The organism is Arthrobacter silviterrae, from assembly GCF_011045165.1.
In the GTDB taxonomy this organism is placed as follows: domain Bacteria; phylum Actinomycetota; class Actinomycetes; order Actinomycetales; family Micrococcaceae; genus Specibacter; species Specibacter silviterrae.
Window position 1 is genome coordinate 132,583 of sequence record NZ_JAAKZI010000002.1, and the last position, 26,533, is coordinate 159,115.

Here is a 26,533-nt window from a genome sequence, read left to right on the forward strand (position 1 = left end):
TTTTCCACGACGCTCGGTTGCAACCGGGGCACTATTTGGGAACGCTCCGAGCATTCCGCGGGAGCGTCGGGAAAAACACCCCAAATGGTGAGGGAGCGTCGGGAAAAACGCCGCCAAACATGAGGGAGCGTCTCAGGTGAGGGCGGCGGCGAGTTTGGGTGCCAGGCGTTTCGCCATGAGGGCGTAGCCCGCATTGTCCGGATGCAGGGTGTCGGGCAGCCGGTCAATCGCCTCCTGCGCGGTCAAAACGGAGGCGCCGTCGATGCAATGCAACCGGGTGTCGCCGCGGCGGCACAGCTCCGCAACCACATCCGCAGTGGCCGCCCGGTAATCGACCAGGGTCCAGCCGACGTTGTTGGGCTTGTTTTCGCGCGGCGGCGACAGCACGGGCATGATCACCACGATCGGCACCTGGGGGTGTGCCCTGCGGACTGTGGAAATGAAGCTGAAGACGGCCCCGGCGTATGTCCGTTCGGAATACGCTGACGCGTTGTAGCTGTTGATCCCCACGCACAGGCTGATGATGTCAAGGGGCGTCTGGGCGATGGTGTCCGCAGCCACGGGGTCCAGCTGGCATTCGCCGGCCAGTCCCAGGTTGCGTAGCTGCCAGCCGTTGCTGCGCGCCACGAGGGCCGGCCACGTCTCCGTAGGGCCGTCGGCCTGCTGGCAGTGTGTGATGGAACTGCCGTAGGCGAGCCACCGCGGCCCGGACGGGGCGGACGGCGCCGTCCCGTCGCCGTCGAACGTGGCAGTCTTGAGCCGGAAGTCGCCAAAGTGCGGCAGCCAAACCTCCACAAGGGAGCCTGCGGAGGGCGCATCCACCCGCACCACGTGGCGATGGCTGCCCGCGGCGGGCAGCCGGTGGACCAGGGCACCGTCCACCAGGACGTCATACGGCGCGGCATCCGCGGCGCCTTCCCCCTCTAGCACCAGCGTGCCGCTGCCCGTGCGCCAGCCTGCGCGGACGCCGGCGGCCATGGCGGCCCTGTTGGCCAGGCTGTCGGTGGACGGCGGCAGGAAGCCGGACGGGTCCAGCCTGAGGAAGCGTTGGGCGCCGTCATGTTCCGTGTCCACGGAAAACATGCCGGACCACTGCGCGGGAACCAAAACCATGGGACAAATCCTATCGATGGTGGGGCCGCCGCCCGAACGGGGCGGCGGCCCCATTAATGCTGTGCCTCTGCGGCAGCCGGGCTGCTATGGCGTGACGTGGAAGGCCCCGAAGGAGACCTGCGCACCGTCCCTGTCGAGCAGCACCAGCGTGTCCAGGCCGTTCTTGGTGCCTTCCGGAACCGTGAATGTGATGGTCCCTTCGGCGTCGGCCAGGAACCAGCCGAAGCGCTGGCCGTGCTGGTTCAGGTACACATACGCCCACTGCTTGGCGGGCGCGCCGTGAACCGTGACGGTGTCGCCCACCCGGTACTTGCCGTCCTGCAGGCCCAGGTCAACCGGCGGCTGCCCGTTGAGATTGGCCCGGTCGACGGCGGGGCTGCCCGCCGGCATCGGCGGGACCACCGGCAGCGTCAGGGCTGCTGCCGCAAGGTCGACGGCGGCCGTCCTGGCGCCATTGTGGCCCGCAGCGGCAATGGTGGACGCCGTTACCTGCCCGGCCGCCAGCTCTTCGGCTGTCACGGCACGGGTGGAGGTGAAGCTCGCGGACTGGCCCGGTGCCAGCGCGGCCACCGGGGAGCCGACGCCGGCTGCGGCAACGTCCGTCAGGGGCACGTTGCCGGAGTTCGTCACGGTGACCGTGGTGGTGACGGTGTCGCCGGTGTTGGCGAAACCGTTGCCGTCGGCGTCGTTCCAGGCCGTGGAGGCCGTGCCGCTGAGCTGGGGGTTGCGCACCATGAGGTCCACCTCGTCGCCGGTGATGGTGTAGTTTTGCGTTTCCGCGCCGGTGCCCGTCACCTGCCATGTTGTCACCGGGACAAAGAAGCCGTTCGCGGCTTCCTCTGCTGTGACCACGTGCTTGGGGGTGGTGCAGTTGTAGCTGCCCCAGACCGGCAGCACCATGTACCGGCAGTTGCCGGCTCCCGGCGGCACAAAGGGTGCCACGTTTCCGGACTGGGGCACCACTGCCTCGCTGATGTTGCCGGTGCTGGCGACGGCGAAGGAGTAGGGCACGGAGTCGCCGGCGGCGTACGGGTTGGCGGCCAGGTCGCGGCCGGCGTCATTGCGGGAGCCGGTGATGGCCGCCCCCACCAGGGTTTCCGTGGAGCCGCCCGTGATGGTCACGGGGACGGCGGCGCTGAGCACGTGGCCCAGCACGGTGGCCTGCGCCTTGATGCTGGTGCTGCCTGCCTTGGCGTAGGACGGGATGGTGACGGGGACCTGGACAGTTGCCTTCCCGCCGGCCGGAATGGAGGGCAGCTGCACGGAACCAAAGGCCCATCCGGCTTGCGGCGCAAATGTTGCCGTGGCCCCGTCAATGGCTGCGGCTGAGGTGTTGCTGACCGTCAGTGAGGCCGAAACCGTGGCGCCGTTGTCACCAGTGACGGGGGCGGCGGCGAGGCTGGCGTCGCAGAAGGCGTCGACCCAGGCGGCATTGAACTTGCCGAAGGTGATGGTGTTGGAGTCGCCCTCATACAGGATGCCAAAGCTGCCGTCGGAGAGCGCGGTGACGGTGGAGTAGCTCATGGTGCCGGCCTTGAACTGCTTGCCCGCGCTCCAGGTGGCCCCGTCGTCGCAGGAGTAGCGGACGGTGCCGTTGGTACGGCTGGAGCGGTTGTTCGCGTTGGAGAACAGCAGCACCTTGGCTGCCGGGGTGCCTTCGGCGGCGTCGGGGAACATGCGGGTCAGGCCGGCATTGTTGGTGGGGTCCGTCAGGGCTGAGTCGTAGCTGACCGCCCCGTAGCTGGCGCCGCCGTCGGTGGAAATGGCGATCTTGCGCCCGCCGCCGTTGGCGCTGTCGCGTGAGTTGAGCATGACGCGCCCGTCGGAAAGCTCCACCACCTTGTTTTCGTCCATGCCGGTGCCGACGAACGCCCCGCGCTGCCAGGTTTTTCCGTGGTCGTCGGAATAGACGCTGTAGGCCTGAATGATAGTGCTGCCGTCGGCCTGCTTGACCTTGCCGGCGTACTGCTGGATGAGCCTGCCCTTGTACGGGCCGTACTTGAGCTGGATGCCTTCGCCGGAGGAGGCGAACATGCCGGCAACCCCGCCCACATTGGCCACGCCGTTGACAGTGGCGCCTGCGGGCTTGGCCACGGAGGTGACCAGCGGGCCCGCGAAGCCGGCGTAGGCGGAGCCGGTGGCGTAACCGGCCGGGACGGGCAGCGTGGGCATGTTGGCCGGGTCCGTGGACCAGCTCAGCCCGCCGTCGGTGGAGACGGAGACCTCGGTGCTGATGACCTGGCGGTCGGCGTCGTCATTGTTGAAGGTGCTGCCGGCGAAGCCCTGGTCCTTGGAGTAGACGTGGAAGTTGAAGACGGTGCCGGTCTCCTTGTCCACCACATAGCTGGGATCACTGAAGCCGTAGCGCAGCACGCCGGGGGCTGCGAGCTGGCCGCGGGCAATGTACGTTGGCGCGCCCCACGTCTTGCCGCCGTCGGTGCTGCGGCGCTGGACGATGGAGTTGGGCGACGGCGAGTCCCCGCCGTCGGGCCGCCCGTCATAGGCTGCCAGCAGCACCCCGTTGCCCAGGTCGGCCAGCCCAACGATGCGGTAGTACTTGCCCAGGACGGGGTCAATGGCGTTGTCGCCATTGCTGGCCAGAACTTGCTGCGTGTAGCTCGGCGCCGCCACGGTGGCGGGCCCCGTGGCGGCAGACCCGGCGGTGGCAGGCACCGCGGCAAGGGCCGGGGACACCGCGGCGGCGAGCAGCGCGGCGCTGAGAACCCCGGCGGCGGCCATCCTTGGCGCGCCCTTCCAGCGGTTCATTGTGTTGGTGGACTTCATGTGTTCCTTTCACGGGGCCGCAGCACGGCCGCAGGGAATTCGACGAATGCACATCCCACCCAAGGTGCCAGTCCTCCGTCCTGGGAGGTGGGATGTGGTATCACGGTACTATGCGATGGATCACATTGATAGTCCCCCGCGGTTCGGGTCCAAATGTGTCGTCATCTTTCCCCCGTCCGCCGATTCCGGGAGTTTGCAAAGACTCGGTAGAATGGAAAGGCAAGCTCGCGGAGCGCTTCATCTACCGGTTTTCAGGCCGCTGCGGCCTGGCCAAAGACGGCGTAAGACGGCAATCCGTGGCCACCCCCTTTTTAAACAGGAGTCCAACGGATGCCCCGGATCGTTGTCGATGTCATGCTCAAGCCCGAAATCCTCGACCCGCAGGGAAAGGCCATTGTTGGCGCCCTTCCCCGCCTGGGTTTCACCGCTTTCTCCGCTGTCCGCCAGGGCAAGCGCTTTGAACTAACGGTGGACGGCGAGGTGACCGAGGAGATTTTGGCGCAGGCACGCGAGGCCGCCGAGTCCATGCTGTCCAACCCGGTCATTGAAGACGTGGTCAACGTTGAAGTGGTGGCGGACTAGCCATGACTGAAACCCCCCTGATCGGCTCCTACCCGTCGGGCCCGGCCGGCGCCCCCCTGGCAGGTGCCCGCATTGGCGTTGTCACCTTCCCCGGCACCCTGGACGACCGCGACGCGGCCCGTGCGGTGCGGGTGTCCGGGGCCACCGCCGTCGAACTGTGGCACGCCGACACCGAACTTGCCGACGTTGACGCCGTCATCATCCCCGGCGGCTTCTCCTACGGCGACTACCTGCGCGCCGGGGCCATTTCCCGCTTTGCCCCGCTCATGGGCAAGATTGTTGACGCTGCGAACTCGGACGCCAAGCTGCCGGTGCTGGGCATCTGCAACGGCTTCCAGATCCTGACCGAGGCGCACCTTTTGCCCGGCTCCATGATCAAGAATGACCACCTGAAGTTCCTGTGCCGCGACCAGGTGCTGCGCGTGGAGAACAACACCACCGCCTGGACCAACGCGTACGCCGCAGGCCAGGACATCACGGTGCCGCTGAAGAACCAGGACGGCCAGTACATCGCCGACGAAAAGACCCTGGACGCGCTGGAGGCCGAGGGCCTTGTGACGTTCCGCTACATGGGCGGCAACCCGAACGGCTCACGCCGCGACATCGCAGGCATATCCAACGCCGCCGGCAACGTGGTGGGCCTCATGCCGCACCCCGAGCACGCCGTGGAGACCGGCTACGGCCCGGGCCACACCGGCACCGACGGCCTGGGTTTCTTCGCATCCGTCCTGAACACGCTGCTTGGAGGCAAATAAATGGCTGAGATTTCCACCGAGTCCGCCCAAAAGTTCAACATCGACACGGTTGAAAACGCCGCTGCCACGCCCGACGTCGAGCTGCCCTGGGCCGAGCTGGGCCTGAAGCAAAACGAGTACGACGACGTCGTGAAGGTTTTGGGGCGACGCCCCACTGGCGCTGAGCTCGCCATGTACTCCGTCATGTGGAGCGAGCACTGCTCCTACAAGTCCTCCAAGAACCACCTCCGCCAGTTTGGCGAAAAGGTCACCGAGGAGATGAAGAAGGACATGCTGGTGGGCATCGGCGAAAACGCCGGCGTCACCAACCTGGGGGACGGCTGGGCCGTCACGTTCAAGATCGAAAGCCACAATTCGCCGTCGTTCGTGGAGCCCTACCAGGGTGCCGCCACCGGCATCGGCGGCATTGTCCGCGACATCATCTCGATGGGCGCCCGCCCCGTGGCCGTCATGGACCCGCTGCGCTTTGGCGCCATCGACCACCCGGACACGGCCCGCGTCATGCACGGCGCCGTGGCAGGCATTGGCGGCTACGGCAACTCCCTGGGCCTGCCGAACATTGGCGGCGAGATGGTCTTCGACCCGATCTACCAGGGCAACCCGCTGGTCAACGCGCTGGCCGTGGGCGTGATGCGCCACGAGGACATCCGCCTGGCCAACGCCTCCGGCCTGGGCAACAAGGTGGTGCTGTTCGGCGCGCGCACCGGCGGCGACGGCATTGGCGGCGCCTCCGTGCTGGCTTCGGAGTCCTTCGATTCCACCAAGCCCTCCAAGCGCCCGGCCGTGCAGGTGGGCGACCCCTTCGCCGAAAAGGTGCTCATTGAGTGCTGCCTGGAGCTGTTCAAGGGCTCCCTCGTGGAGGGCATCCAGGACCTGGGCGCCGCCGGCATCTCCTGCGCCACGTCGGAGCTGGCCTCCAACGGCGACGGCGGCATGGAGGTCGAGCTGACGTCCGTGCTGCTGCGCGACCCCACCCTCACACCGGGCGAAATCCTCATGTCCGAGTCCCAGGAACGCATGATGGCCGTGGTCTCCCCCGAGAACGTGGCCGCATTTGAGGCCGTCATGGACAAGTGGGCCGTGGAGTATTCCTGGCTGGGCGAGGTCACCGGCACCGGCCGCCTCATTATCAAGTGGGAGGGCGAGGTGATTGTCGACGTCGATCCCCGCACCGTGGCGCACGACGGCCCGGTCTACGACCGCCCCTACGCCCGCCCGGAATGGCAGGACGCCCTGCAGGCGGACACCTTCACCGGCTCCGTGCAGGACGCCGGCCGCCCCGCCACCGCGGAAGAGCTCAAGGCAGCCGTCCTGGAGCTCATGGCCTCCCCCAACATGTGCTCGAAGGACTGGATCACCAACCAGTACGACCGCTACGTGGGCGGCAACACCGCCATGGCCTTCCCCGACGACGCCGGAGTGATCCGCGTGGACGAGGAAACCGGGCTGGGCGTTGCCCTGGCCACCGACGCCAACGGCCGCTACACGTTCCTGGACCCGTACCACGGCGCGCAGCTGGCCCTGGCCGAGGCCTACCGCAACGTGGCCACCTCCGGCGCCATCCCGATGGCCGTCAGCGACTGCCTGAACTTCGGCTCCCCCGAGGACCCCAACGTCATGTGGCAGCTGGCGGAGGCCATCCGCGGCCTGTCCGACGCCTGCATGGAACTGGGCATCCCGGTCACCGGCGGCAACGTCTCCCTCTACAACCAGACGGGCACCACCCCCATCCACCCCACCCCCGTGGTGGCGGTCCTGGGCAAGTTCGACGACGTTGCCCGGCGCACGCCGTCGGGCTGGGCCGAGGACGGCCAGGCCATCTACCTGCTGGGCACCACGGCCGCCGAACTGGACGGCTCCGAGTGGGCCAACCTCCGCGGGCACCTGGGCGGCGCCGCACCCGCGGTTGACCTGAAGCGCGAGCGGGAACTGGGTGAGATCCTCATCAATGCCTCACGCGACGGCATGATTGACTCGGCCCACGACCTGTCCGAGGGCGGCCTTGCCGCCGCCCTGGTGGAGTCTTCGCTGCGGAACAACACCGGCGCCCGCGTGGCGCTGGACGAGGTGGCCGCACGGGACGGCGTGGACATCTTCACGCTGCTGTTCTCCGAGACGCAGGGCCGGGCCATCGTATCCGTCCCGCGCAGCGAAGAGGTCAGGTTCAACGATATGTGCACCGCCCGCCACTTCCCGGTCTCCCGGATCGGCGTGGTGGACGCCGCCGGCGGCGCCCTTGACCTGCAGGGCCTGTTCAGCGCCCCGCTGGACCAGCTCCGCGAGGCGCATGAGGGAACGCTGACCAAGCACTTCGGCTAACCCCCTCCGCAACTGTGAGTCAGAAACTGCACGGGAATCAACCAAAACAGGTTGATCATGATGCAGTTTCTGACTCACAGTTGCTTAAGCGGTGAGGGATTGGGCCGCCCGCAGGTACGCCATTGTCACGTTGCGCTGGGTCAGCTTTGTGACCGGGGAGCCCAGCCTGAAGAGCAGGCCCGAGGGCTTGCTGAAGGCAAGGAGCCTGAACCAGACGCCGCCGTCGGGCGTTTTCATGGCCAGGAATGCCTCCTCGCCAAGGGCCGGGTGTCCCGGGAGCGTGCCGTAGCCAAACCCGGCCAGCTGCACCTCGGTGCCGTCGCTGCGCAGCACGCCCGCGGGCTCCAGCGCCCAGACCACCTCGCACGGAACCGGCAGCCTGAGGTCACCGACACCGAAGCCGCTGACCACCCGGGCACCCACCACGGCGCGCGGGGGTGCCGACACCCGCAGGCCCGCGCGGCGCTGGATTTGCCACGTCAGGATGCCCTCGGCCAGTGCCGTGAAGGCGGCGTCCCCGGTGCCCACCCGCAGTTGCCTGTCCACATGGTCAAAGCCGTCCGGCCACGCGCCGGTTCCCGTGGGCAGCCCGGCGTTCAGGCGGGTCCTGCCCATCTCCGGGTAGTTCAGGCCCGGCTTCCCCTGGCCGGACCGGCTATTCCTTGGCAACACGGGCGCTCCATTCCAGGGCAGTTTGTTGTTTCTTCGGCAGCCCGGCCACCACCAGGTCGTAGGAATCCTCCAGCAGGTCCAGCACCGTTTGCGCTTCGGCCGCGGTGCAGTCCACCGTATTCCAGTGCCTCTTGTTCATGTGGTAGCCGGGTGTGATGGCGGGGTTGGCGGCGCGCAGCTGCGGGGCCAGCTCCGGATCGCACTTGAGGCTCACGGACAGCTCCGCGCTGTCCAGCCGGCCCGCGGCGAACATCTTTCCCACCCACTTGTCCCCTCCGCTGCTGGGAGCCCTGACCTTGAAGACGGACGTTTCCGGGCCAAAGGGGAAGTCCTCGTAGCTGCCCGGGAATTTCAGGGCGGCGGCACGGAATTCGGCTGCTGAGATGCTCACTGCGCCTCCGATTTCTTGACGCCGTACGTGAGCTGGGCAAACTGCCCAAACATGCCGGCGCTGCGCAACTCCAGCCTGTCCGGGCCCACATTGCGGGGCAGCAGGGGCGCCCCGCCGGACAACACGGCCGGGGCCATGGTCACCACCAGTTCGTCGAGGGCGCCGATGTCCAGGAACTGCCCAGCAAGGTCTCCGCCACCGACCACCCACACATCCCCATCCCCGGCTGCGGCCACGATGGCCGGCAGGGCATCCGCAACCGGGCCACGGACAAAGCGGACGTCGGCGCCGCTGGGCACGGGCAGCTCACGGGAAGAAAAAACATACGTTGGCCTGGACCCGTAATACTGCTGCCACTTGGCCGGGTTTTCCAGCAGCTTCTCCTCCCGCAACACCCACTCATAGGTGGTGGAGCCCTCCACAAACACGCCCATGCCGGCCATGAAGGCGGCCATGTCGGGCCCGCCGGAATCGTCCACGGCAAACAGCCAGGCCAGCGAGTTGTCCTCGTCAGCCAGAAAGCCGTTGAGCGTGCTGGCTGTGTAGTACACAATGCGGGTCATGGGCTCAACGGTACCTTGGCTCCCTGCGGCACAGCAGCTATTTCACGCCCAGATAGTCTTCCAGCAGCACAACCTTCAGCCCTGCCGCCTTTTGCGCTTTCACGAAGGCTGCAAGGTCTGCCGGGAATTCCGGCCGGAAGTGCATCAGGACAATCTCGCCCGGCCGCAGTGCATGGCCCACCTGGTAGTCCATCCTGCCGGCGCTAGCCTTCGCCTCCCAGTCCACAATGGCCTTCATGCCGCAGGCGGCCGCGGCCCTCTGCACGGACATGGTGTACGGCCCTCCCGGCGGGCGGAACAGCACGGGCCGGCGGCCAAAGTTCTTTTCCTCGAAGTCCGCCATGCCGCAAATTTCGGCCTTTTGCTGCTCATAGCTGAGGTGGATGAAGCCCAGGTTGTGGCTCATGGTGTGGTCTTCAATGAGGAACCCGGCTGCCGTGTGGGCGGTGAAGAAGCTGGCATGGCCGGCGATGAAGTTGTGCGCGAGGAACAGCGACGCCTTGATCCCGTGCTGCTCCATCAGGGCCAGGTCCGAAGCCCGCTTTACGGCGCCGTCGTCGATGGTCAGGAACACCACCTTTTGCTCCGTGGGGATCCTGGTGATGACGGGGGCCAGGCCGTTTTCAACGGGTGGGAGGGTAAAGTCGGGCACCAGTCCGTCCAGGGTGCTGTGCCGCCCGGTCCTGGGGTCCACGGGGCCCTGCGGCGCGGACGACGCCGTTGGGCCAGTTGCGCTGGGAGTCCCGGCTGCCGCAGTGGTGCTGTGGGCGGCGGGAGCCGGGAGTGCGGCGGCCGTGTCGGTGCCAGCCGGCGTCGAGCCTCCCCAGGCGAGGCGCACGGCGCCGAAGGCCGCGGCGGCCAGGACCACGGCCACCAGGGCAAGCGTGATCCAGCGGGCAACATGGGGGGCCGTGTGGAGGTGGCGGGGCATGGATATTCTCCGTTGGGACTTAAAGGCCCAAAACCGCGGCCTCGATCTTGGGGCAGGTGTTCATGACGACGTCCAGGCCGGCATCCGCTGCCCGCCGGGCGGCGTCCTGATCGATCACGCCAAGTTGCAGCCACACGGCCTTGGCGCCGGCCGCAATGGCCTGGTCCACCACCAATCCTACTTTGGCCGAATTCACGAAACAGTCCACAACGTCTATGTTTCCGGGTATTTCTGCCAATGTTTTGTACCCCTTGGCGCCGTGGACGTCGTCCCCCTTCAAGCTCACCGGGATGATCTCCTGGCCCAGGTGCTGCTGCAGGTAGAGGGACACGCCGACGGCGGGGCGCAGCGGGTTGTTGGACAGGCCCACCACGGCCCAGCGGGCAGGCGTGGCCAGCAGCCGGCGGATCACGGCAGGGTCGTTTACATGGGTCATGTTCTCAAGCTTAGGTGCTGCGTGCTGCGGGAAATGCGGGGAATGCGGGGAACTAGGCGAGGCTGAAGGATTCGTCGGCGCCGGGGCGGTCATTGTCACCCGTGTCGGTTTCCTGCTCCTCGTCGTCATCGTCGTCCAGCTCGTCGTCGATGTCCACATAGTCGTCGCTGGTCAGTTCTTCGGTGTACAGCGCCCAAAACTCGTTGGAGCCGGCAGCCACCGGGTCCAGTGACTTGAGCTGCTGCTCGAACGACTTCTTCACCTCGGAAAAATCGGCGTCGTCCTCCGGTCCGGGGGCGTCACGGTCGATGGAACCCCATGCGGCAACAATCTTCACAAAGCTCTCCAGGCTCGAGGCCACCACGGATTCGTCGTCCTCGCACACGAACAGCACGGAGCCCCTCTTGCGGTCAACGACCACAAACTGGAAGTCGCCGTCATTGCACACGATGGCGCGTCCGGATGGATCGTTGGCAAATGGCGGTTTCAGCCAGTTCCCATCCATCGGCATGTCATCCAGCGCCGAGGGGTGCAACGGCTCAAGTGCCGCCCATATTTTGGAATCGTTCATGACTTCCTCCTGCCCTTAATCCCGACACTAACCACCCTGTGGCCCGGCCGTCAATGAATAAATCAGCTGGCTCCGGCCAACACCGCGCCTTCGCCAAAGCGCCGGTTCCGCAGCACGGGCAAAAATTCGCGCACTTCCTCGATGCGCTTGTGTGTGACATCCGCCGTGGCCACGCCCTGGGGCTCGTCGTCCAGGAAGTCCTGCGGAATGCCCATGGGGTCCAGGATTGCCGAATGCCCGATGCAGTGGTCGCTGGATGTGCCCGCCGCGGCAATCCACACCGTGTTTTCAATGGCGCGGGCCTTCAGCAGCGTCTCCCAGTGGTCCACCTTGTTGTCGCCCTTGAACCAGGCCGCGGCCACGCAAATGAGGTCCGCCCCTTCCAGTGCCAGGGCCCGGGCCAGCTCCGGGAAGCGGATGTCGTAGCACGTCATGATGCCCACCCTGAATCCGCCAATGTCCACCAGCGTGATGCCGCTGTTGCCCGGCTTGATCCGCTTGGACTCCTGGTAGGAAAACGCGTCATACAGGTGCAGCTTGCGGTAGGTGCCCAGGATGCCGCCGTCGTCATCCACGGCCACCAGGGTGTTGTACGGGCGTGCCTCGCCGCTGGACTCGTAGCCGCCGGCAACCACCGCAATGCCCACGTCGGCCGCAATGTGGCTCAGGCCCTGGACAAACGTGGTCCATTGGGCGTCCACTGCGGCGGTGAAGTCACCGGGCACCCGGCCCACGGAAAACATGGATTCCTCGGGGAAGACGATCAGCCGCGCGCCGCCGTCCCGTGCCGAGGCCGCCAAGCTGCGCATGACCGCCAGGTTGCCCGCGACGTCGCCGCCCGGGTTGAACTGTCCAACACTGACCTTCATGGCAACTCCTCAACCGTTCGTTTACCTACCTCCAGCGTAGCCTTCCGGGGTGTTAAAAAGGCGGGACGACGGCGGAACTTAAGTTCCGCCGTCGTCCCGCCTTGGAAGGAACGGCCTAGTCGTTTATGAGGTCGTGCCGGACGATGGTCTGGTCGCGGTCCGGGCCCACGCCGATCGCGGAGATCCGGGTGCCGGACATTTTTTCCAGCGCCAGGATGTAATTGCGCGCGTTTTCCGGCAGCTCCTCCATGGTGCGGGCGCCGGTGATGTTCTCCGTCCAGCCCGGGAAGTACTCGAAGATGGGCTGGGCGTGGTGGAAGTCGGTCTGCGTCATGGGCATTTCGTCGAAGCGGACGCCGTCCACGTCGTAGGCCACGCAGACGGGGATCTGCTCGATGCCGGTGAGCACGTCCAGCTTGGTGACGAAGTAGTCGGTGAAGCCGTTGACGCGGGAGGCGTGGCGGGCCAGGATGGCGTCGTACCAGCCGCAGCGGCGCGGGCGGCCGGTGTTGACGCCGAACTCGCCGCCGGTCTTTTGCAGGTAGATGCCCATGTCGTCGAACAGTTCCGTGGGGAACGGTCCGGCGCCCACGCGCGTGGTGTAGGCCTTGATGATGCCCACGGCGCGGGTGATGCGGGTGGGGCCGATTCCCGAGCCCACGGACGCGCCGCCCGCCGTCGGGTTGGAGGAGGTCACGAACGGGTAGGTGCCGTGGTCCACGTCCAGGAAGGTGGCCTGGCCGCCCTCCATGAGCACCACTTCGCCGCGGTCCAGGGCCTCATTGAGCACATAGGTTGCGTCAATGACCATGGGGCGGAGGCGTTCGGCGAAGCCCAGGAAGTAGTCCACAATCTCGTCAACTTCCACGTTGCGGCGGTTGTAGACCTTGACCAGGAGCTCGTTCTTTTGCTTGAGCGAGCCTTCCACTTTTTGGCGCAGGATGGACTCGTCAAACACGTCCTGGACGCGGATCCCCAGCCGGGCCACCTTGTCCATGTAGGCCGGGCCGATGCCCCGGCCTGTGGTGCCGATGGCACGCTTGCCCAGGAAACGCTCGGTGACCTTGTCCAGCACCTGGTGGTACGGGGCCACCAGGTGTGCGTTGGCGGAAATCCGCAGCTTGGACGTGTCAGCGCCCCGGGCCTGCAGGCCCTCGATTTCCTCAAACAGGGCCTCCAGGTTCACCACGCAGCCATTGCCGATGATGGGGGTGGCGTTGGGGCTCAAAATGCCTGCGGGAAGGAGCTTGAGCTCATACTTCTCACCGCCCACCACCACGGTGTGCCCGGCGTTGTTGCCGCCGTTCGGCTTCACCACATAGTCCACCAGGCCGCCCAAAAGATCAGTGGCCTTGCCCTTGCCCTCGTCGCCCCACTGGGCGCCGACGATCACGATTGCTGGCATGGGATCCTCCCCCTTGCTCATAAAGTTGAGCCGGTCGCTGCATGGGTCGGCGGAACGTTCCGCCGTACACCGTCCGGACACGAAAATGCCCCTTGCAAACTGCCATCCGTCTCCAGCGCTGCTGTACCCCGGCAGGCAATCAAGGGGGTCTTGCGTCCCAAGTTTACCGGAATGGAAAGGCGGGCGCACATTAAGCCCCCTCCCATGCGACGCTCCATCACTTCTGGCGGGTTTTCCCGCGACGCTCCATCACCTCTGGCGGGTTTTCCCGCGACGCTCCATCACGGCCGGTCTGCCCGCCGCTCCCGGTGAGGCCTGCCGATGAGCAGCGTGGCCAGGTAGCGGTGGGGATTGCGGCTGCGGAACGCCGCACTGAGCACCTGCCGGAGTGCTTCGGCGTCGGGTCCAGGGGCGGACAGCGCGGCCTGTGCCCGTGTTTGGCGCAACGTCACCTCACCCGCCGCGTGGCGAACGGCGTGGTAGTCCTCGAGTGAGTCGAAGGGTTCCCTGCCGTCGAGCACGGCGGCCAAGCGGAAGGCGAGGTCGACGGCGTCGAGCATTCCCGTATTCAGCGAGGAACCGCCCGCGGAGAACACATGGGCGGCGTCGCCGGCAAGGAACACCCTGCCCGCCCTGTACCGCGCGGCCTGGCGGCTGTTGGCCACCGTGGAGCGCAGCCATTCGCCGCCGCTGGCCGGAAGGTCTGCGCCCAGCACACGCTTGATGCTGGCCTGCAATTCCTCGAGAGAAATCTGCGCGGCAGCTTCCTGCGTGCCGCGTGGCTCCTGCGAAGCGACGATGTACAGGTCCTTTGGGGCGCCGCGGTCCAGTTTCGACAGGGGGGCAATCGTGAACGAACCTGTTGGCGTGTGGTTCGGCTGGAACAATGCCAGCCGCTGGCCGCCGGGAAGCTCCACGGCATTCCGGGTCCGGCTGACTAAAGTTGGGGGAACCGTGACGTGCCCGATCCGCACCAGCTGGTTCCCCGTGGTCCCCGGAAAGTCAATGCCCAGCTGGTGCCGGACGAAGCTGTGGGCGCCGTCGCACCCGGCCAGGAATCCGGTGCCGAGGGTGTAGCTGCCGCCGGCGGAGGAAACCTCCACGAGCACGCGTTCGCCGTCGTCCTGGAAGCCGGTAACGGTGTGCCCGCGGCGGATGTCAACACCGGTGGCGCGGGCGCGGGCTTCCAACAGCTGTTCCAGCCGGCGTTGCGGTATCGGCAGGATTTTCAGCGCATTGGGCCGGAGCGGGTTGAGCCGCAGCGGGAGGGCGCCGAAAGAGTAGCGGGGCGCGGGGATGGCGTGGAGGCCCCTTTGCCCCCGCAGCAGGCCACGCTTCGCAAGCACGGTTGCGATCTCGCCCACCAGGCCGTTGCCTTTCGGCATGGCACTGGGCTCGGCGGCCTGCTCGAGGACCGTCGAGGCGATGCCCGCGGCGGCCAGCTCGCAGGCAAGCATCAACCCGACCGGGCCGGCACCGGCAATGACCACGGGCTGTCTGTCCTGGATGCCGTCCCCGGCCATTTTCATCCCACTTTCGCCGCTCTCGATCACGTCAACCGGCTGGGCGCGCTCAGCCTGCCGTGAACGCCAGGGCGGCGTCCGCCAGCGCCGGCCAGTGCTCGACGGAGGCTAGCGGCACCACCACCCAGTCCTTGAATGGCCGTTTCATTCCGGAGGGATCAAACAGCACGGCGTTCGGGAGGGCGAGGGCCTCGGTGTGCCCCGTTGAATCGCGGCCCAGCTTGAACGCGACGGCGTCCCCGTGAAGGCAGCCGATGGCCTTGCTGCCCACCATCAGCGACGTGGCGCCGAACATTTTGCCGACGGTGACCCCGGCATCCGCAACATCAGCGGCGAGGGTGTCAAAAGCGGCAACGGCAGCGGGCGAGGGAACAAGTTTCTCCATGCCTGAATCATGCCCTGCCCTCGGCCCGGCCGTCGAGAGGCGGCGCCAACGGTGATGCCGCGTCCCGCAAAAAGCCGCGAAAGGTGATGCGGCGTCCCGCAAAAACCCGCAAAAGGTGATGGAGCGTCGGGGAAAAAGCCGCAAAAGGTGATGGAGCGTCGGGGAGGGAGGGAGGGAGGGAGGGAGGGGGGGAGGGGTGTGTCAGCCGGATACCTTGAACACGCCGTGGGCCCCACGCTCGGCATCGACCATGTAGTGGGAGACGAAGGGGTAGTTGCCGGCCTGCGGGAACGTCAATTCGACAAAACCGCCCTGCGCCGGCGCCAGTGCCATGGCCTGGGAGGCGGCCGTGGGGTCCGAGCCGTCCAGCAGGTAGCGACCCTCGCTCCACACCTTGGTGAACTGGCCGCCCACCACATGGAAGGACGTGGCCCGGTTGGGTCCGGCGTCGAGCACCCAGACCCGCACCTTTTCGCCCACCTTGGCCGCCAGGGGGCGGAAATCGTACTGGTTGGCGAAGCCGTTGAACACGACGGCGTCCGGCTTGTCGGCCTGGATCTTGGCCAGGTCGGCAATGCCGCCCTGCGGGCCCAGGTACAGCTCCGACTGGATGAGCACGTACTCCTTGTCCACCACGGGCAGGTTTGGCGGATCAATCACCACGGCGCCAAACATGCCGTTGGCGATGTGCAGGCTCATGGGCATGGTGCTGCAGTGGTACATCCAGATCCCCGCCTTCGTGGCCGTAAAGGTGTACGTCAACGTTTCGCCCGGGTTGATGGTGCGCATGGGCTGGTCGGGTGCCAGCGCTCCGGCGTGGAAGTCGATCGAGTGGCCCAGGGAGCCGTCGTTGGTGAGCGTGATCTTGAACTTGTCGCCAATTTTTCCGCGCAGGGTGGGGCCGGGCGCCGTGCCGTTGAACGTCCACAGCGTCTGCTTCACGCCCACGGCCACGTCCTGCTGCTGTTCTGTCACCTTCATGGCAATCTCATGCACGGTGCCGGCGGGCAGGGGCGGCAGCACGGGGTTGTGCGCCGCGAAGCCGGCAGCCGGTTCCTTCATGAAGTCCAGCTGGGCGGCGGCGCTGGGCCCGGTGGCCGCCGTCGTGCCGTGGTTCATGCCGGGCATCCCGCCCATGCCTGGGGAGGCTGACGGTGCCGCAAGCGGCGCGCCCGTCGCCACAATCGTGAACACCATCCCCTGCTGCCTGTGCCCGGCAATGCTGCACCAGCCGTCCATCGAGGCACCGACCACGCCGGCGTCCACGGTGGCCTTCTCCCCCGGATACAGCCGCCCGGATTCGGCGCCGTCGGCCGTGACAAGGTCATGCACCATGGAATCCTGGTTAACCAGCTTGATCACCAGCTTGTTGCCGGCGGGCACCTCCACCTTGTCCGGGTGGAAGCGCATGTTCTTCATGGTCATCTCCACCGTGGTGGTCTGTCCGGTGGCCACCACGCCCGCCTGTGCGCCGGCCTGGTTCAGGCCCGGCAGCGCAGACGGATCCGACACAATGCCTGCCACAATAACAAGCACGACGACGGCCAGCCCGGCCGCTGCCATGCCCCACCGCCGCCCCGGGGCCGGGTCAAACGGGGCACCGGCAGCCGCGGAACCGGCGGCTGCGGAACTGGCAGCTGCGGCACCCGGGCGGGCAGCCGGCGTCGTGCCTTCCCCGGCAGCGGCGGGCTTGCGCAGCAGCGCCAGGCCCAGCAGCGGCAGGAACCAGGCCAGCCCGGCCAGCACCAGGAAGCTAGTGCCCACGCGGACCAGGCTGGGCAGGGGAAGCAGCGAGACCAGCAGCGAGACGTTGGTCAGCACCACGCGGAACAGCCCTGCCTTGTCCAGGGCCGCCACCCGCCCCCGCATTGCGGCCGGGCCGCCGCCCAGCACCACGGGCGCCAGGTAGCTCAGCGCGGCCAGCAGCACCTGGGCTGCAAAACCGGCGGCCAGCACCGGCCCCACCACCTCCAGCCCGCCGTGGAGCCCCTCCCAACCGCCGGAGGTGAGGGTCAGCATGGCCAGCCAGACGAGGGAGACCGCCAGCCAGGCGAGGGCCGCGAGCGCCGACAGCGGGGCAAAAGTGACGGGCACCTTCGACCTGACGACCTTCACGAGGGGGATGCAGATGTACACCACGCCGCCCAGGTACACCAGCAGGCCCGCGGTGCACAGGAACATCACGCCGGCGGCGGCACCGGCGGCAGCCATGAGGACGCCGGCCAGCAGTGGCCAGGCACCGTGCCGGGCCACGGACTCGGCGCCGTCTGCCACGCGGGTGTGCAGCATGGTGGGCAGCAGCGTGGTGAGCGTGCCCAGCACCGTCAGCCCCACAAAGCCCAGCACATTCACCGCCATGTGCACCAGCAGCAGCCGGGCGTGGGCCTCCCCTTCCAGCCCGGCGGCCAGGGCCGCACCCACGCCGGCACCCACGGGCAGCAGGAGGCAGGCCGCCACGTAGTACCAGACCGAGGCGCCAAAGCGGGAGGGCAGGGCCTTGTGTGCGCGCAGCCCCAGCACCACGGCGTGCGCGGCCACCACGGCGCCCACCAGGATGCTGCCCATCAGCGTCAGGAGCCAGATGTTTGCCACCATGGACACCACCACGGAGAGCACGCCCACATTGAGCAGCACCAGCCGCAGCACCATACCGCGGGAGCTCGGGTTGGGGCCGCGCAGCAGCGCCTGGGCAAAGTGCCAGCTCCACACCAGGATGGAGTTGGTCACCGCGCCAAGCAGCAGCAGGTGCACCATGAGCCACGCCGACGCCGGGATGCTGCGGTGGAAAAGCACCACCACGACAAGCGCCACGAGCCAAAACACGGCGGGGGCGTTGGCGCGCAGGTGCCAGCCCGCCCGGTTCATGGGGCCGGGAGCGGGCGGTCGGGCGCCGGGGCGCATGGTGCCTCCCCCGCCGCTGGAACCATTCGCGCCGTTTTCACCGATGCCGCCATTCGCGCCCGGAGGGGTCAGGTTGATGTTCACACTGCGACTTTCGGTGGATGGGTGGCCTGCCAGACGGCCATGACGGCAAAGAGCAGGAGGGAGATGACGTTGAACACGCCGCCGGCAACCCAGGCGCCGTGCACGCCGGCCGCGTCGCCCAGGCCCAGCCGCACCAGCAGCGAGCCGTGCAGCAGGACGGCCGGCACCCAAAACAATTCCGTGTACGGCAGCGGCTTGCGCAGCACGGCGGGCAGGATGACGGGCGCGTGGGCCATGATCATGGAAATGGTGAAGCCGAGGAACACCGCGTGCACCACCACATCATAGGAGGCGCCCGTCAGCGTGGTGGCATGCAGGGCAAGCACGACGCCGGCAATCGCCAGCCAGCCGTATCCGGCCAGGAGGCACGCGGCAATGTAGCGCGGCAGGCCGTCGGAGCGGATGGTTTTCCGGGCGGCGTCGTAACCCACCAGCCAGGCCACCATCGCCAGCAGCGACAGCCCGAAGAGCGGGTAGCCGACGGCGGGCCACAGCAGCGTGGCCGCCGTGGCCGCCGTCATGGCGAAGGCCAGGAGGGTCAGGACCGGTTCGGCGCGCGGGCTGGAGATGCCGATGCGGGCCAGTTCCAGGCGCTCCCCTGCAATGGTGAGCACCACAAAACTGATGAGGAACGGCAGCAGCACCGAAACACTGGGAATCCGCAGCCAGAGGGCCGCGGCGCCCACCGCGGTGATCCCGCCCATGATCTGGATCAGCACCACGTTGTCCCGCTGGCGCCGCCACAGCGGCAGATAGACCAGCACCATGGCGATGGTGCCGGCCAGCAGAACGGCCTTGCCAATCCACAACGGGAGCGGGGAGATCATGAGGAGGCCGGAAATGCCCAGCAGGGCCGGCGAGGCGTAGCCGGCCGCCTTGCCCAGGGCCACCGTGCGCTCCAACGCGATGACGGTGCCCACAAAGCTCAGGGCCAGCAGCATGCCGTGGATTTCCGGAAACCTGTCCAGCTTGACGGGGGCGTCCGCGCCCAGAAGCTGCAGGCCGGCATTCAGGCCCACCAGCAGGGCCGCGCCCGCCGGGAGCAGGAACAGCATCCTGAAGGCCGGCTTGCGCAAAAACGCCTTGTTCCGACGCTCCCTGGCCGCCTTGGTCAGCGGCTTGGAGCCTGTCGCATCGGCGCCCGGCTTATTTGCGCCCGGCTTATTGACAGCTGGCCTGTTGACACCCGTCACGGGGCGGAAACCAAAGGCAGGTGCAGCGTACACACGCCCGGGCCGGCGAATGGCACCAGCTCCACACCGTCCTCGGGAATGCCGCTGCCTTCCAGCAGGCCCTTGACCAGCCCCAGATGGACGGCACAGACCACGTCCGGGTTTTCCCGGGCGGCCGCCACGATGGGGCACGTGGTCAGCCTGAAGTCGGTGGCGTCCGCGTTTCCGTCGATGCCAAATCCGGCGTCGCGCAGTTCATCCGCCACACGGCGCCGGACCTTCAGCTGTGCCCGCTTCGAGGGCCCGGCTGCACCGACGGCTGCCGGCGGGGCCGCCAGGGACTCGCTCATGACATGGGCCCACTGCCTGCCCGCGAGGTCCCCGGCTGCGGCGGGATCGCTGCTGGTCGCGGCAATGTGCCGGGCCAGGGCAGCGGCCAGCGCCGCGTAGCCCGCCGGCCTAGTTTCCGGCATGGCGGCCGCATAAAGCGAGGCGGGCCGGCCGCGTCCGGCGCGCGCCGCCGCGGTTCTGGTGGCAAAGCCGGAGTCCACGAGCGCGTCCAGGTGCTCCCGGACAGTGTTGGCATGCTGGCCGCTCTGTTCCGCCAGGGACTCGACGCTCAGTGTCCCTTCGGCGGCGCGCAGGCGCTCCAGCACCGCTGCACGGGCCTTGGAAATCGGGGCGACGGGCTCCGTGCCGCCCGGCCTTGGTCCGCGCAGCGGCTGTTCCGACATATTATTTTCCACGGAATTAATTGTAGTAATATAAACGCACAATCTCCATTCAATTGCCACACGATAGGTTGCCATTGTGAATAATCTTGTTCTTGCGTCCTCGTCCACGGAGGCAGAGGCGCTCGAAGCCGCCAAGACCCGTCTCGCGGAGGCCGGCGGAACGCTGGGGACGCTGGCGCTCAACCTGCTCTCCGCCGTCGCCGGCCAACCCGGCGGCGAGCTGGCCGGAGCCGACCAGACCAAGCTGGTGGACTTTGCCGAGCAGGAACTGCTTCCCGTGGCCGCAGCCTTTGCCGCCGCCCTCGCAGGGAGCGCAAACAGTGCTGAAAAGGTGCTGGCGGCCGTGGCCGCTGGCCACAGTGCACGCCTGGTTGACGCCACCAAGAGCCTTGAGGTCGAGGAGGCGCCGGTGAAAGTGCTGTACGCCGGGGCCCGCCTGCAGGAGGCCGCCGCTGCCTTCCTGGACCACGCCACGGAGCTTATCGTCCCGGCCCTGGCGCAGAACCCGGCACTGAAGCTGACCGGCATATTGCCCCAGCGCACGGTTGACGCGGCTGCCGCGGCTCCTGCCAAGGGCGGTTGCGCCTGCGGCGGCCACGACGAGCCCGGCCTGTCCGAGCTCGACACGCGCGTCATCCCGCACGCCATCCGCCACGCCACCATTTTCGGCGCCCTCGAGGGGCTGTCGGCCGGCAAGGGCATCCTGCTGGTGGCCAACCACAACCCGCTGCCGCTGCTGGCCCAGCTGGAGCAGCGCTCCGCGGGCAAGTTCACCGTCAGCTACGTGGAGGACGGCCCGGAGACCTGGAAGCTGAGCATGGTCCGCAACTGACCCTCCCCCAACTGTGAGTCAGAAACCGCATCGAATGGGCCGTATTTTGGCGAATTCCGTGCAGTTTCTGACTCACAGTTGTTAGAGGGCGGCTTCGATCGCGGCTGACGCCAACGGATCGGAGTCGTTCAGGAACGTGGAAATGCGGGCTGCCTCGTCGGATTCACCGATGGCACCGGCGGCCCGGCCCAGCGCATAAAGGGCGCGCAGGAAGCCACGGTTGCCTTCATGCGACCACGGGACGGGGCCTGTGCCACGCCAGCCGTTGCGGCGCAAGGCGTCCAGGCCGCGGTGGTAGCCGGTGCGCGCGTAGGCATAGGACTCAATGGTCCGGCCCTCCGCATACGCCTCGTCCGCCAAAATGGCCCAGAGCAGCGACGACGTCGGGTGCTTGGCGGCCAGGTCCACCGCCTCATCGCCGGCGGCCAGCCGTGCGTCAACGTCCTCCTCGGCCGGGAGCAGCGTGGGCTCCGGGCCGAGGAGATTCCGGCGGAATTCCTCGCTCACTAGGCGTTGGTCTTGCCGGCGGAGCCCAGCTGCTGGGCAGCTTCCACCACACGGTCGGCAAGTCCCTTTTCAGCCAGGGCGCCCCACACGCGGGGGTCGTAGGCCTTCTTGACGCCCACGTGGCCGTCGACCTTCAGGACGCCGTCGTAGTTCTTCATGAAGTGGTCCACCACGGGGCGGGTGAACGCGTACTGGGTGTCGGTGTCGATGTTCATCTTGATGACACCGTAGGAGACGGCGTCGGCGATTTCCTGTGCGGAGGAGCCGGAACCGCCGTGGAAGACCAGGTCAAAGGGGTTGGCCTTGCCCAGCTTGGCGCCAACCTGCTCCTGGATGTCCTTGAGGATCTCCGGGCGCAGCTTGACGTTGCCGGGCTTGTAAACGCCATGCACATTGCCGAACGTCAGCGCAGTGATGTAGCGGCCGTTTTCGCCGGAACCCAGGGCCTCAACCGTGGCCAGGCCGTCGGCAACCGTGGAGTACAGCTTGTCGTTGATGGCGTTCTCCACGCCGTCCTCCTCGCCGCCAACAGCGCCGATCTCCACTTCCAGGATGATGTGGGCGGCGGAGGTGCGGGCCAGCAGTTCGCGGCCGATGCGCAGGTTTTCCTCGAGGGTCTCGGCGGAGCCGTCCCACATGTGGGAGTTGAAGATCGGGTCGCGGCCGGCCTTGACCTCGGCCTCCGACGCCGCCAGCAGGGGCAGCACAAAGCCGTCCAGCTTGTCCTTGGGGCAGTGGTCGGTGTGCAGGGCCACGTTGACGGGGTAGTTCTTGGCCACTTCGCGGGCGAACGCGGCAAAGCCGAGGGAGCCTGCAACCATGTCCTTGACGCTGGCGCCGGACCAGTAGGCGCCACCGCCTGTGGAGACCTGGATGATGCCGTCGGTGCCGGCGTCGGCGAAGCCCTGAAGTGCCGCATTGAGCGTCTGCGAGGACGTGACGTTGACGGCTGGGTAGGCGAATCCGCCGGCCTTGGCGCGGTCAATCATTTCGGCATATTTGTCCGGTGTTGCGATGGGCATTAAGAGCTCCTTGGGGCGTAACGGTACAAAGTGGCGGGCAATTTCGCCGCCCTCGTATGGCTATTGCCCATCTTAGCGATTGGCGCCGCGGTGTCGAAGAAGATGAAGCGGCTTCCAGCAGGCGGACTGTCAGCGCACAGCGCAACGTGCACAGCGCGACGCCGGGCCCGGGCACCCAAGCCGGGGCCCGGCGTCGTGCTTCATGGTGCTTGTCCGGTGGAAGCCGGCGTCAGCGGCGCCCCCACAGGCTGACGGCGAGCGCAAAGCGGTAGCTCATGCTCCCCACCCCGGTGACGTCGTCATACCCCTGGGCCGTGGACAGGGACGTGTCAGTGTCCATGGTCAGCAGGTACTGGCTGCCGCTGCGGGCGCTGGTGTAGGCCAGGACCGGCTGCTGCGCCTGGGGCACGACGTCGGTGAACGCCGTGGGGTGCGACGCGGCGGTTGCGTAGATGGCCGGGTTGGCAAAGCCCAGCGTGGTGCCGCTGAGCTGCTGCGCCACGGCCATTTGCCCCGCGGAGAGCGGACACGCAAGCGAGGTGCCACCGTAGGTTTCGGTGGTGTAGGCGCCCGTGGCCATTGTTGTGTTGTCGGTGATGGGGCTGATGCCGATCACATAGCCGGTGTACGGGTCGGCCAGGGAGGAGATGTCCGGCGAGACCCGCATGCCGTTGGCCAGCGCGGCCGGGACGGTGCCTTTTTGGTAGTCCGGCTGGGCGAACAGGGCGCTCACCCCGCCGCCGGCACCTCCGCCGTAGAGGTTACCGGGCAGCCCGGAGGTGTAGGCGCCGTTGACGATCTTGTCCAGGACCCCGCCCCAGCCGGTCTCAAATTTGTAGGATCCGTCCTTGTTCACGGCCAGGCTGGTGCCGCCCACTGCGGTGACCCACGGCGAGCTCGCCGGGAAGTCGGGGGATGCGTAGCCGAGGGCGGCAGCCTGGTCCCCGTTGTCGCCGCTGGAGTAGTACAGGCCGATTCCCTCCCCGGCCGCCTGCAGTTCCAGGTTGAGCTGGCCAGTGATGGCGTCTGCCGGGAGGGCCTCCCCCACGTTGCCGTAGCTGTTGCTGACAATGTTGGCCAGCTTGTGGTCCAGGATCCGGGACATGGCCACGTCGATCCCGCCGCCACAGTTGAAGCCGCCCACGTAGAGGATGTTGGCGCCGGGTGCGGTGCCGTGCACGGAGTCGACGTCGAGGCTTTGTTCGCCCTGCCAGCCGCTCGGGTAGCCGCACGCCTGCTGGTCCTGGAACTGGGCCGGTGAGGGGACTATTTCCCGGTAGCTGGATGAATTCATCGCCGGCAGCCCGTAGCTCGCGGAATAGGCGTTGACGTCGGAGAGCATGCTGGGCGAGGCGTAGGCGTCAATGATGGCCACCGTCTGGCCGCGCCCGTCCGGGGCATGCCCGTGGTTGCCGCTGCTGCCCGGCATCGCCTTGACCACGGTGTTCTTGCCGTAGGCGGACTGGAGCTGGGCGGGGGTGTAGCCGCAAATGAAGGTTGGTGCCGTGGTCTGGCCGTACGCCGCCGGGATGGTGGTGGTGTTCTCCCCAAAATACGAGGAGCACGCCGCCGAATTCGCCTGCGGGGAGTTTGGCGACTTCGGTGCGTTTGGGGCCTTCGGGGCGGCGAAGCGGGCCTGCGGCGATGCGGGGAGTCCGTCTCCCTGGCGGATGGAGTCGGGGCGGGTCAGGAGGCTGCCCTGGTCCACGGAGACGCCGGCCACCTTGTCGGCAATCGCGCGGGGCAGGCTGGGCGCCTTGGACGGCCCCACCAGCGTGGCTCCCTTGTAGTGGTAGCTGTGGAGGTCAGTGTTGAATGCCGCGTTGACCTGGGCCGCCGTGCCCCGGAAAACCACGTACTGCCGGCTGTCCGGGGTGCCGGTGATGGTCATGCCCAGCCCCGTCAGGTGATTGACGACGGCGGTGTAGTCGGCCTGGGTGGGCGAGTACGCGTTGATCCACTGCGCGGGGCTGAGCCAGTCCCGGTAGTGGCTGTTTGCGGGGTCCGACACCGCCGCGGCAAGGGCTTGGGCACCTTTCGCGTTGCGCAGCGGCAGGTAGATTTCGCCTTCCACCGAGGTGTCGGCCGGGGCCGCCCCGGCGTCATTTGCCGGCTGTGCCCAGCTGGGCACGGCGCTCGGAAATGGCGTGTCCGGGGACACCGGCGCAGCCATGGCGCCCGTGGTGCCCATGGCGGCAACGCAGGCGGTGGCCGCGGCTGTCGCCAGGATTCTTCGAATCATTGGTCGTGACTTGAACAAAGTTCCCATATGAACTCTTTCACCGGTCGGGCACCCTGTGCGCCCGCACATGCCCGAGCCTAAACCCGGCAAACCCGCTCACCTTAGATGCTTGGGGCAAGTAATTTCGTGGCGTATTAAGTGCCCGGTGTCACAGCTTGATTAAAAACGTGCCGTCGGATCCAGGCGTGCATGGCGATGCCTGCGGCGGAGGCCGCATTGATGGAACGGGTGGAGCCGAACTGTTCGATGGACAGCGTGGCCGCCGCGGCGGCATGCACTTCCGGGCTCAGCCCCGGGCCTTCCTGGCCGAATACCAGCACGCAGTTCCGGGGAAGGTCGTAGTTTTCCAGCTTTTCGGAGTCGGGGAAGATGTCCACCCCGATGATGGCCAGGCCCTCGGAGTTGGCCCACTCCACGAAGTCGTCCACCGTGGGGTGGTGGCGGACATGCTGGTAGCGGTCGGTGACCATCGCACCCCGGCGGTTCCAGCGCCGTCGTCCAATAATGTGCACTTCCTTGGCCAGGAACGCATTGGCGGTGCGGACCACGGTGCCGATGTTCATGTCATGCTGCCAGTTCTCAATGGCAATGTGGAAGTCATGGCGGCGGGTGTCCAGCTCGGCCACAATGGCGTCCATGGTCCAGTAGCGGTACTTGTCCAGCACATTGCGCCGGTCACCCCCGGCCAGCAGCTCCTTGTCCCAGTGGTCGCCGTCGGGCCATTCACCCTCCCACGGCCCCACGCCCACCTCGTGGTGCGGCTCGTGGGACTCTATGGCGCCGGCAGTTTCCTGGGCGTTTGTGACGGGGATGGCGGGGGGATTGTTCACCTTTCAACTTTAGCCGCTTGCCGGTGGCGCTGAATCGGGGCCCTGTTTCTCCCCGGGCGCGAGTCTGGAAGACTGGGACCAACCCGGGCCAACCTCAGGAGTCGCCATGAGCAAGCTGAACCACCGCAAACCAGCCGACATCGAATGCTGGCTCACAGACATGGACGGGGTGCTGGTCCATGAAAACCAGGCCGTCCCCGGCGCCGCGGAACTGATCCAGCGGTGGGTGGACACGTCCCGGCGGTTCCTGGTGCTGACCAATAATTCCATATTCACCCCGCGCGACCTGGCCGCCCGGCTGCGCGCGTCGGGGCTGGAGGTGCCGGAGGAAAACTTGTGGACGTCGGCGCTGGCCACGGCCCAGTTCCTCAAGTCCCAGATGCCGCACGGGCGTGCCTTTGTCATTGGCGAGGCCGGACTGACGACGGCGTTGCACGAGGCAGGTTTCATCCTCACCGACCAGGACCCGGACTATGTGGTGCTGGGCGAGACCCGCACCTATTCCTTTGAGGCCATCACGCGGGCCATCCGGCTGATCGGCGAGGGTGCCCGGTTCATTGCCACCAACCCGGACGCCACCGGGCCGTCGCCCGAGGGTCCCATGCCCGCCACGGGTGCCATCGCCGCCCTCATCACCAAGGCCACCGGCCGTGAACCGTACGTGGTGGGGAAGCCCAACCCGATGATGTTCCGCTCCGCCATGAACAGGATCCAGGCGCATTCGGAGACCACGGCCATGATTGGCGACCGCATGGACACCGACATCATTGCCGGCATGGAGGCGGGGCTGCACACCGTCCTGGTGTTCACGGGCATCACCCAGCCGGAGGACATTGACGCCTTCCCGTTCCGGCCGGACCAGGCGCTGGGCTCCGTGGCGGACCTCATCCCGGAAATCTAAGCCCACCCC

24 protein-coding genes are annotated in these 26,533 nt (G+C 67.2%); 5 read left to right on the plus strand and 19 right to left on the minus strand.

Going from position 1 to position 26,533, the window contains the following annotated elements:
* Positions 1–132: 132 nt before the first annotated feature.
* Both G6N77_RS02015 and G6N77_RS20090 read right to left on the minus strand, forming a co-directional pair.
* Positions 133–1,113, minus strand: coding sequence for a GDSL-type esterase/lipase family protein (locus G6N77_RS02015; RefSeq protein WP_165180335.1), 981 nt, complete (start codon positions 1,111–1,113; stop codon positions 133–135).
* Between the two features lie 84 nt (positions 1,114–1,197).
* A complete protein-coding gene (locus G6N77_RS20090; RefSeq protein ID WP_276609751.1) occupies positions 1,198–3,897 on the minus strand; it encodes an exo-alpha-sialidase in 2,700 nt (899 codons plus the stop codon).
* Positions 3,898–4,227: 330 nt separating this feature from the next.
* On the opposite strand from G6N77_RS20090, the gene purS reads away from it, so the two are divergent.
* Genes purS through purL form a run of 3 tightly spaced genes read left to right on the plus strand, consistent with a single transcriptional unit; the run spans position 4,228 to position 7,553 of the window.
* Positions 4,228–4,479 (plus strand): phosphoribosylformylglycinamidine synthase subunit PurS, encoded by a 252-nt coding sequence (gene purS, locus G6N77_RS02025; protein WP_165180336.1) that lies wholly within the window; start codon positions 4,228–4,230, stop codon positions 4,477–4,479.
* A gap of 2 nt (positions 4,480–4,481) precedes the next feature.
* The gene (purQ, locus tag G6N77_RS02030) at positions 4,482–5,234 is read left to right on the plus strand and encodes a phosphoribosylformylglycinamidine synthase subunit PurQ (RefSeq protein WP_165180337.1); all 753 of its coding nucleotides are present in this window, start codon (positions 4,482–4,484) and stop codon (positions 5,232–5,234) included.
* Positions 5,235–7,553 carry a phosphoribosylformylglycinamidine synthase subunit PurL gene (gene purL / locus G6N77_RS02035; protein ID WP_205677902.1) on the plus strand — a complete coding sequence of 773 codons (2,319 nt, stop codon included), beginning with the start codon at positions 5,235–5,237 and terminating at the stop codon, positions 7,551–7,553.
* Positions 7,554–7,637: 84 nt separating this feature from the next.
* Here purL and G6N77_RS02040 read toward each other — a convergent pair whose 3' ends face one another.
* From G6N77_RS02040 to G6N77_RS02100, 13 genes are all read right to left on the minus strand, one after another.
* A complete protein-coding gene (locus G6N77_RS02040; RefSeq protein ID WP_306987223.1) occupies positions 7,638–8,225 on the minus strand; it encodes a DUF1990 family protein in 588 nt (195 codons plus the stop codon).
* Positions 8,209–8,616: an MmcQ/YjbR family DNA-binding protein gene (locus tag G6N77_RS02045; protein WP_306987222.1), complete on the minus strand. Its 408-nt coding sequence runs from the start codon at positions 8,614–8,616 to the stop codon at positions 8,209–8,211. Before G6N77_RS02045 ends, G6N77_RS02040 begins: the two co-directional genes overlap by 17 nt.
* A complete protein-coding gene (locus tag G6N77_RS02050) occupies positions 8,613–9,179 on the minus strand; it encodes a dihydrofolate reductase family protein (protein ID WP_165180338.1) in 567 nt (188 codons plus the stop codon). Before G6N77_RS02050 ends, G6N77_RS02045 begins: the two co-directional genes overlap by 4 nt.
* A gap of 37 nt (positions 9,180–9,216) precedes the next feature.
* A complete protein-coding gene (locus G6N77_RS02055) occupies positions 9,217–10,110 on the minus strand; it encodes a polysaccharide deacetylase family protein (RefSeq protein ID WP_165180339.1) in 894 nt (297 codons plus the stop codon).
* 19 nt (positions 10,111–10,129) lie between these two features.
* Complete coding sequence (locus G6N77_RS02060; protein ID WP_165180340.1) at positions 10,130–10,546, minus strand: CoA-binding protein; 417 nt, start codon at positions 10,544–10,546, stop codon at positions 10,130–10,132.
* A gap of 52 nt (positions 10,547–10,598) precedes the next feature.
* Positions 10,599–11,117, minus strand: coding sequence for an SUKH-4 family immunity protein (locus G6N77_RS02065; protein WP_165180341.1), 519 nt, complete (start codon positions 11,115–11,117; stop codon positions 10,599–10,601).
* Between the two features lie 62 nt (positions 11,118–11,179).
* Positions 11,180–11,986: a carbon-nitrogen hydrolase family protein gene (locus tag G6N77_RS02070; protein ID WP_165180342.1), complete on the minus strand. Its 807-nt coding sequence runs from the start codon at positions 11,984–11,986 to the stop codon at positions 11,180–11,182.
* Between the two features lie 115 nt (positions 11,987–12,101).
* Entirely contained in the window at positions 12,102–13,391 is a 1,290-nt protein-coding gene (locus tag G6N77_RS02075) for an adenylosuccinate synthase (protein ID WP_165180343.1), read from the minus strand.
* Between the two features lie 281 nt (positions 13,392–13,672).
* Positions 13,673–14,944 (minus strand): FAD-dependent monooxygenase, encoded by a 1,272-nt coding sequence (locus tag G6N77_RS02080; protein WP_165180344.1) that lies wholly within the window; start codon positions 14,942–14,944, stop codon positions 13,673–13,675.
* A gap of 19 nt (positions 14,945–14,963) precedes the next feature.
* On the minus strand, positions 14,964–15,299 hold the full coding sequence (locus tag G6N77_RS02085; protein WP_165180345.1) for a hypothetical protein: 336 nt from the start codon (positions 15,297–15,299) through the stop codon (positions 14,964–14,966).
* A 201-nt stretch (positions 15,300–15,500) separates the two neighbouring features.
* A complete protein-coding gene (locus G6N77_RS02090; RefSeq protein ID WP_306987219.1) occupies positions 15,501–18,284 on the minus strand; it encodes a multicopper oxidase domain-containing protein in 2,784 nt (927 codons plus the stop codon).
* On the minus strand, positions 18,281–19,477 hold the full coding sequence (locus G6N77_RS02095; RefSeq protein ID WP_262454064.1) for a hypothetical protein: 1,197 nt from the start codon (positions 19,475–19,477) through the stop codon (positions 18,281–18,283). The genes G6N77_RS02090 and G6N77_RS02095 overlap by 4 nt, the downstream gene beginning before the upstream one ends.
* Positions 19,474–20,202, minus strand: a complete 729-nt coding sequence (locus tag G6N77_RS02100; protein WP_165180346.1) for a helix-turn-helix domain-containing protein — start codon at positions 20,200–20,202, stop codon at positions 19,474–19,476. The genes G6N77_RS02095 and G6N77_RS02100 overlap by 4 nt, the downstream gene beginning before the upstream one ends.
* 64 nt (positions 20,203–20,266) lie before the next feature.
* Between G6N77_RS02100 and G6N77_RS20265 the strand changes: the two genes are divergently transcribed.
* Entirely contained in the window at positions 20,267–21,022 is a 756-nt protein-coding gene (locus G6N77_RS20265) for a DUF2249 domain-containing protein (protein ID WP_165180347.1), read from the plus strand.
* 81 nt (positions 21,023–21,103) lie between these two features.
* On the opposite strand, the gene G6N77_RS02110 is transcribed toward G6N77_RS20265, so the two are convergent.
* The 4 genes from G6N77_RS02110 to G6N77_RS02125 all read right to left on the minus strand — a co-directional run bounded on the left by G6N77_RS02110 (position 21,104) and on the right by G6N77_RS02125 (position 25,605).
* A complete protein-coding gene (locus tag G6N77_RS02110; protein ID WP_165180348.1) occupies positions 21,104–21,529 on the minus strand; it encodes a DUF3151 domain-containing protein in 426 nt (141 codons plus the stop codon).
* On the minus strand, positions 21,529–22,551 hold the full coding sequence (gene fbaA / locus G6N77_RS02115) for a class II fructose-bisphosphate aldolase (protein WP_165180349.1): 1,023 nt from the start codon (positions 22,549–22,551) through the stop codon (positions 21,529–21,531). The genes G6N77_RS02110 and fbaA overlap by 1 nt, the downstream gene beginning before the upstream one ends.
* 229 nt (positions 22,552–22,780) lie before the next feature.
* Positions 22,781–24,793, minus strand: coding sequence for a S53 family peptidase (locus G6N77_RS02120; protein WP_240901599.1), 2,013 nt, complete (start codon positions 24,791–24,793; stop codon positions 22,781–22,783).
* 134 nt (positions 24,794–24,927) lie between these two features.
* Positions 24,928–25,605 carry a TrmH family RNA methyltransferase gene (locus G6N77_RS02125; RefSeq protein WP_165180484.1) on the minus strand — a complete coding sequence of 226 codons (678 nt, stop codon included), beginning with the start codon at positions 25,603–25,605 and terminating at the stop codon, positions 24,928–24,930.
* A 124-nt stretch (positions 25,606–25,729) separates the two neighbouring features.
* Between G6N77_RS02125 and G6N77_RS02130 the strand changes: the two genes are divergently transcribed.
* Positions 25,730–26,524, plus strand: a complete 795-nt coding sequence (locus tag G6N77_RS02130) for an HAD-IIA family hydrolase (RefSeq protein ID WP_165180350.1) — start codon at positions 25,730–25,732, stop codon at positions 26,522–26,524.
* Positions 26,525–26,533: the final 9 nt, after the last annotated feature.

Excerpts from the sequence above, each read along its gene's own strand:
- G6N77_RS02075 (WP_165180343.1), bottom strand. The coding sequence starts at position 13,391 with ATGCCAGCAATCGTGATCGTCGGCGCCCAGTGGGGCGACGAGGGCAAG.
- G6N77_RS20090 (WP_276609751.1), bottom strand. The coding sequence starts at position 3,897 with ATGAAGTCCACCAACACAATGAACCGCTGGAAGGGCGCGCCAAGGATG.
- G6N77_RS02050 (WP_165180338.1), bottom strand. The coding sequence starts at position 9,179 with ATGACCCGCATTGTGTACTACACAGCCAGCACGCTCAACGGCTTTCTG.
- G6N77_RS02015 (WP_165180335.1), bottom strand. The coding sequence starts at position 1,113 with ATGGTTTTGGTTCCCGCGCAGTGGTCCGGCATGTTTTCCGTGGACACG.
- purL (WP_205677902.1), top strand. The coding sequence starts at position 5,235 with ATGGCTGAGATTTCCACCGAGTCCGCCCAAAAGTTCAACATCGACACG.
- G6N77_RS02085 (WP_165180345.1), bottom strand. The coding sequence starts at position 15,299 with ATGGAGAAACTTGTTCCCTCGCCCGCTGCCGTTGCCGCTTTTGACACC.
- G6N77_RS02065 (WP_165180341.1), bottom strand. The coding sequence starts at position 11,117 with ATGAACGATTCCAAAATATGGGCGGCACTTGAGCCGTTGCACCCCTCG.
- G6N77_RS02070 (WP_165180342.1), bottom strand. The coding sequence starts at position 11,986 with ATGAAGGTCAGTGTTGGACAGTTCAACCCGGGCGGCGACGTCGCGGGC.
- G6N77_RS02055 (WP_165180339.1), bottom strand. The coding sequence starts at position 10,110 with ATGCCCCGCCACCTCCACACGGCCCCCCATGTTGCCCGCTGGATCACG.
- fbaA (WP_165180349.1), bottom strand. The coding sequence starts at position 22,551 with ATGCCCATCGCAACACCGGACAAATATGCCGAAATGATTGACCGCGCC.
- G6N77_RS02130 (WP_165180350.1), top strand. The coding sequence starts at position 25,730 with ATGAGCAAGCTGAACCACCGCAAACCAGCCGACATCGAATGCTGGCTC.
- purQ (WP_165180337.1), top strand. The coding sequence starts at position 4,482 with ATGACTGAAACCCCCCTGATCGGCTCCTACCCGTCGGGCCCGGCCGGC.
- purS (WP_165180336.1), top strand. The coding sequence starts at position 4,228 with ATGCCCCGGATCGTTGTCGATGTCATGCTCAAGCCCGAAATCCTCGAC.
- G6N77_RS02060 (WP_165180340.1), bottom strand. The coding sequence starts at position 10,546 with ATGACCCATGTAAACGACCCTGCCGTGATCCGCCGGCTGCTGGCCACG.
- G6N77_RS02120 (WP_240901599.1), bottom strand. The coding sequence starts at position 24,793 with ATGATTCGAAGAATCCTGGCGACAGCCGCGGCCACCGCCTGCGTTGCC.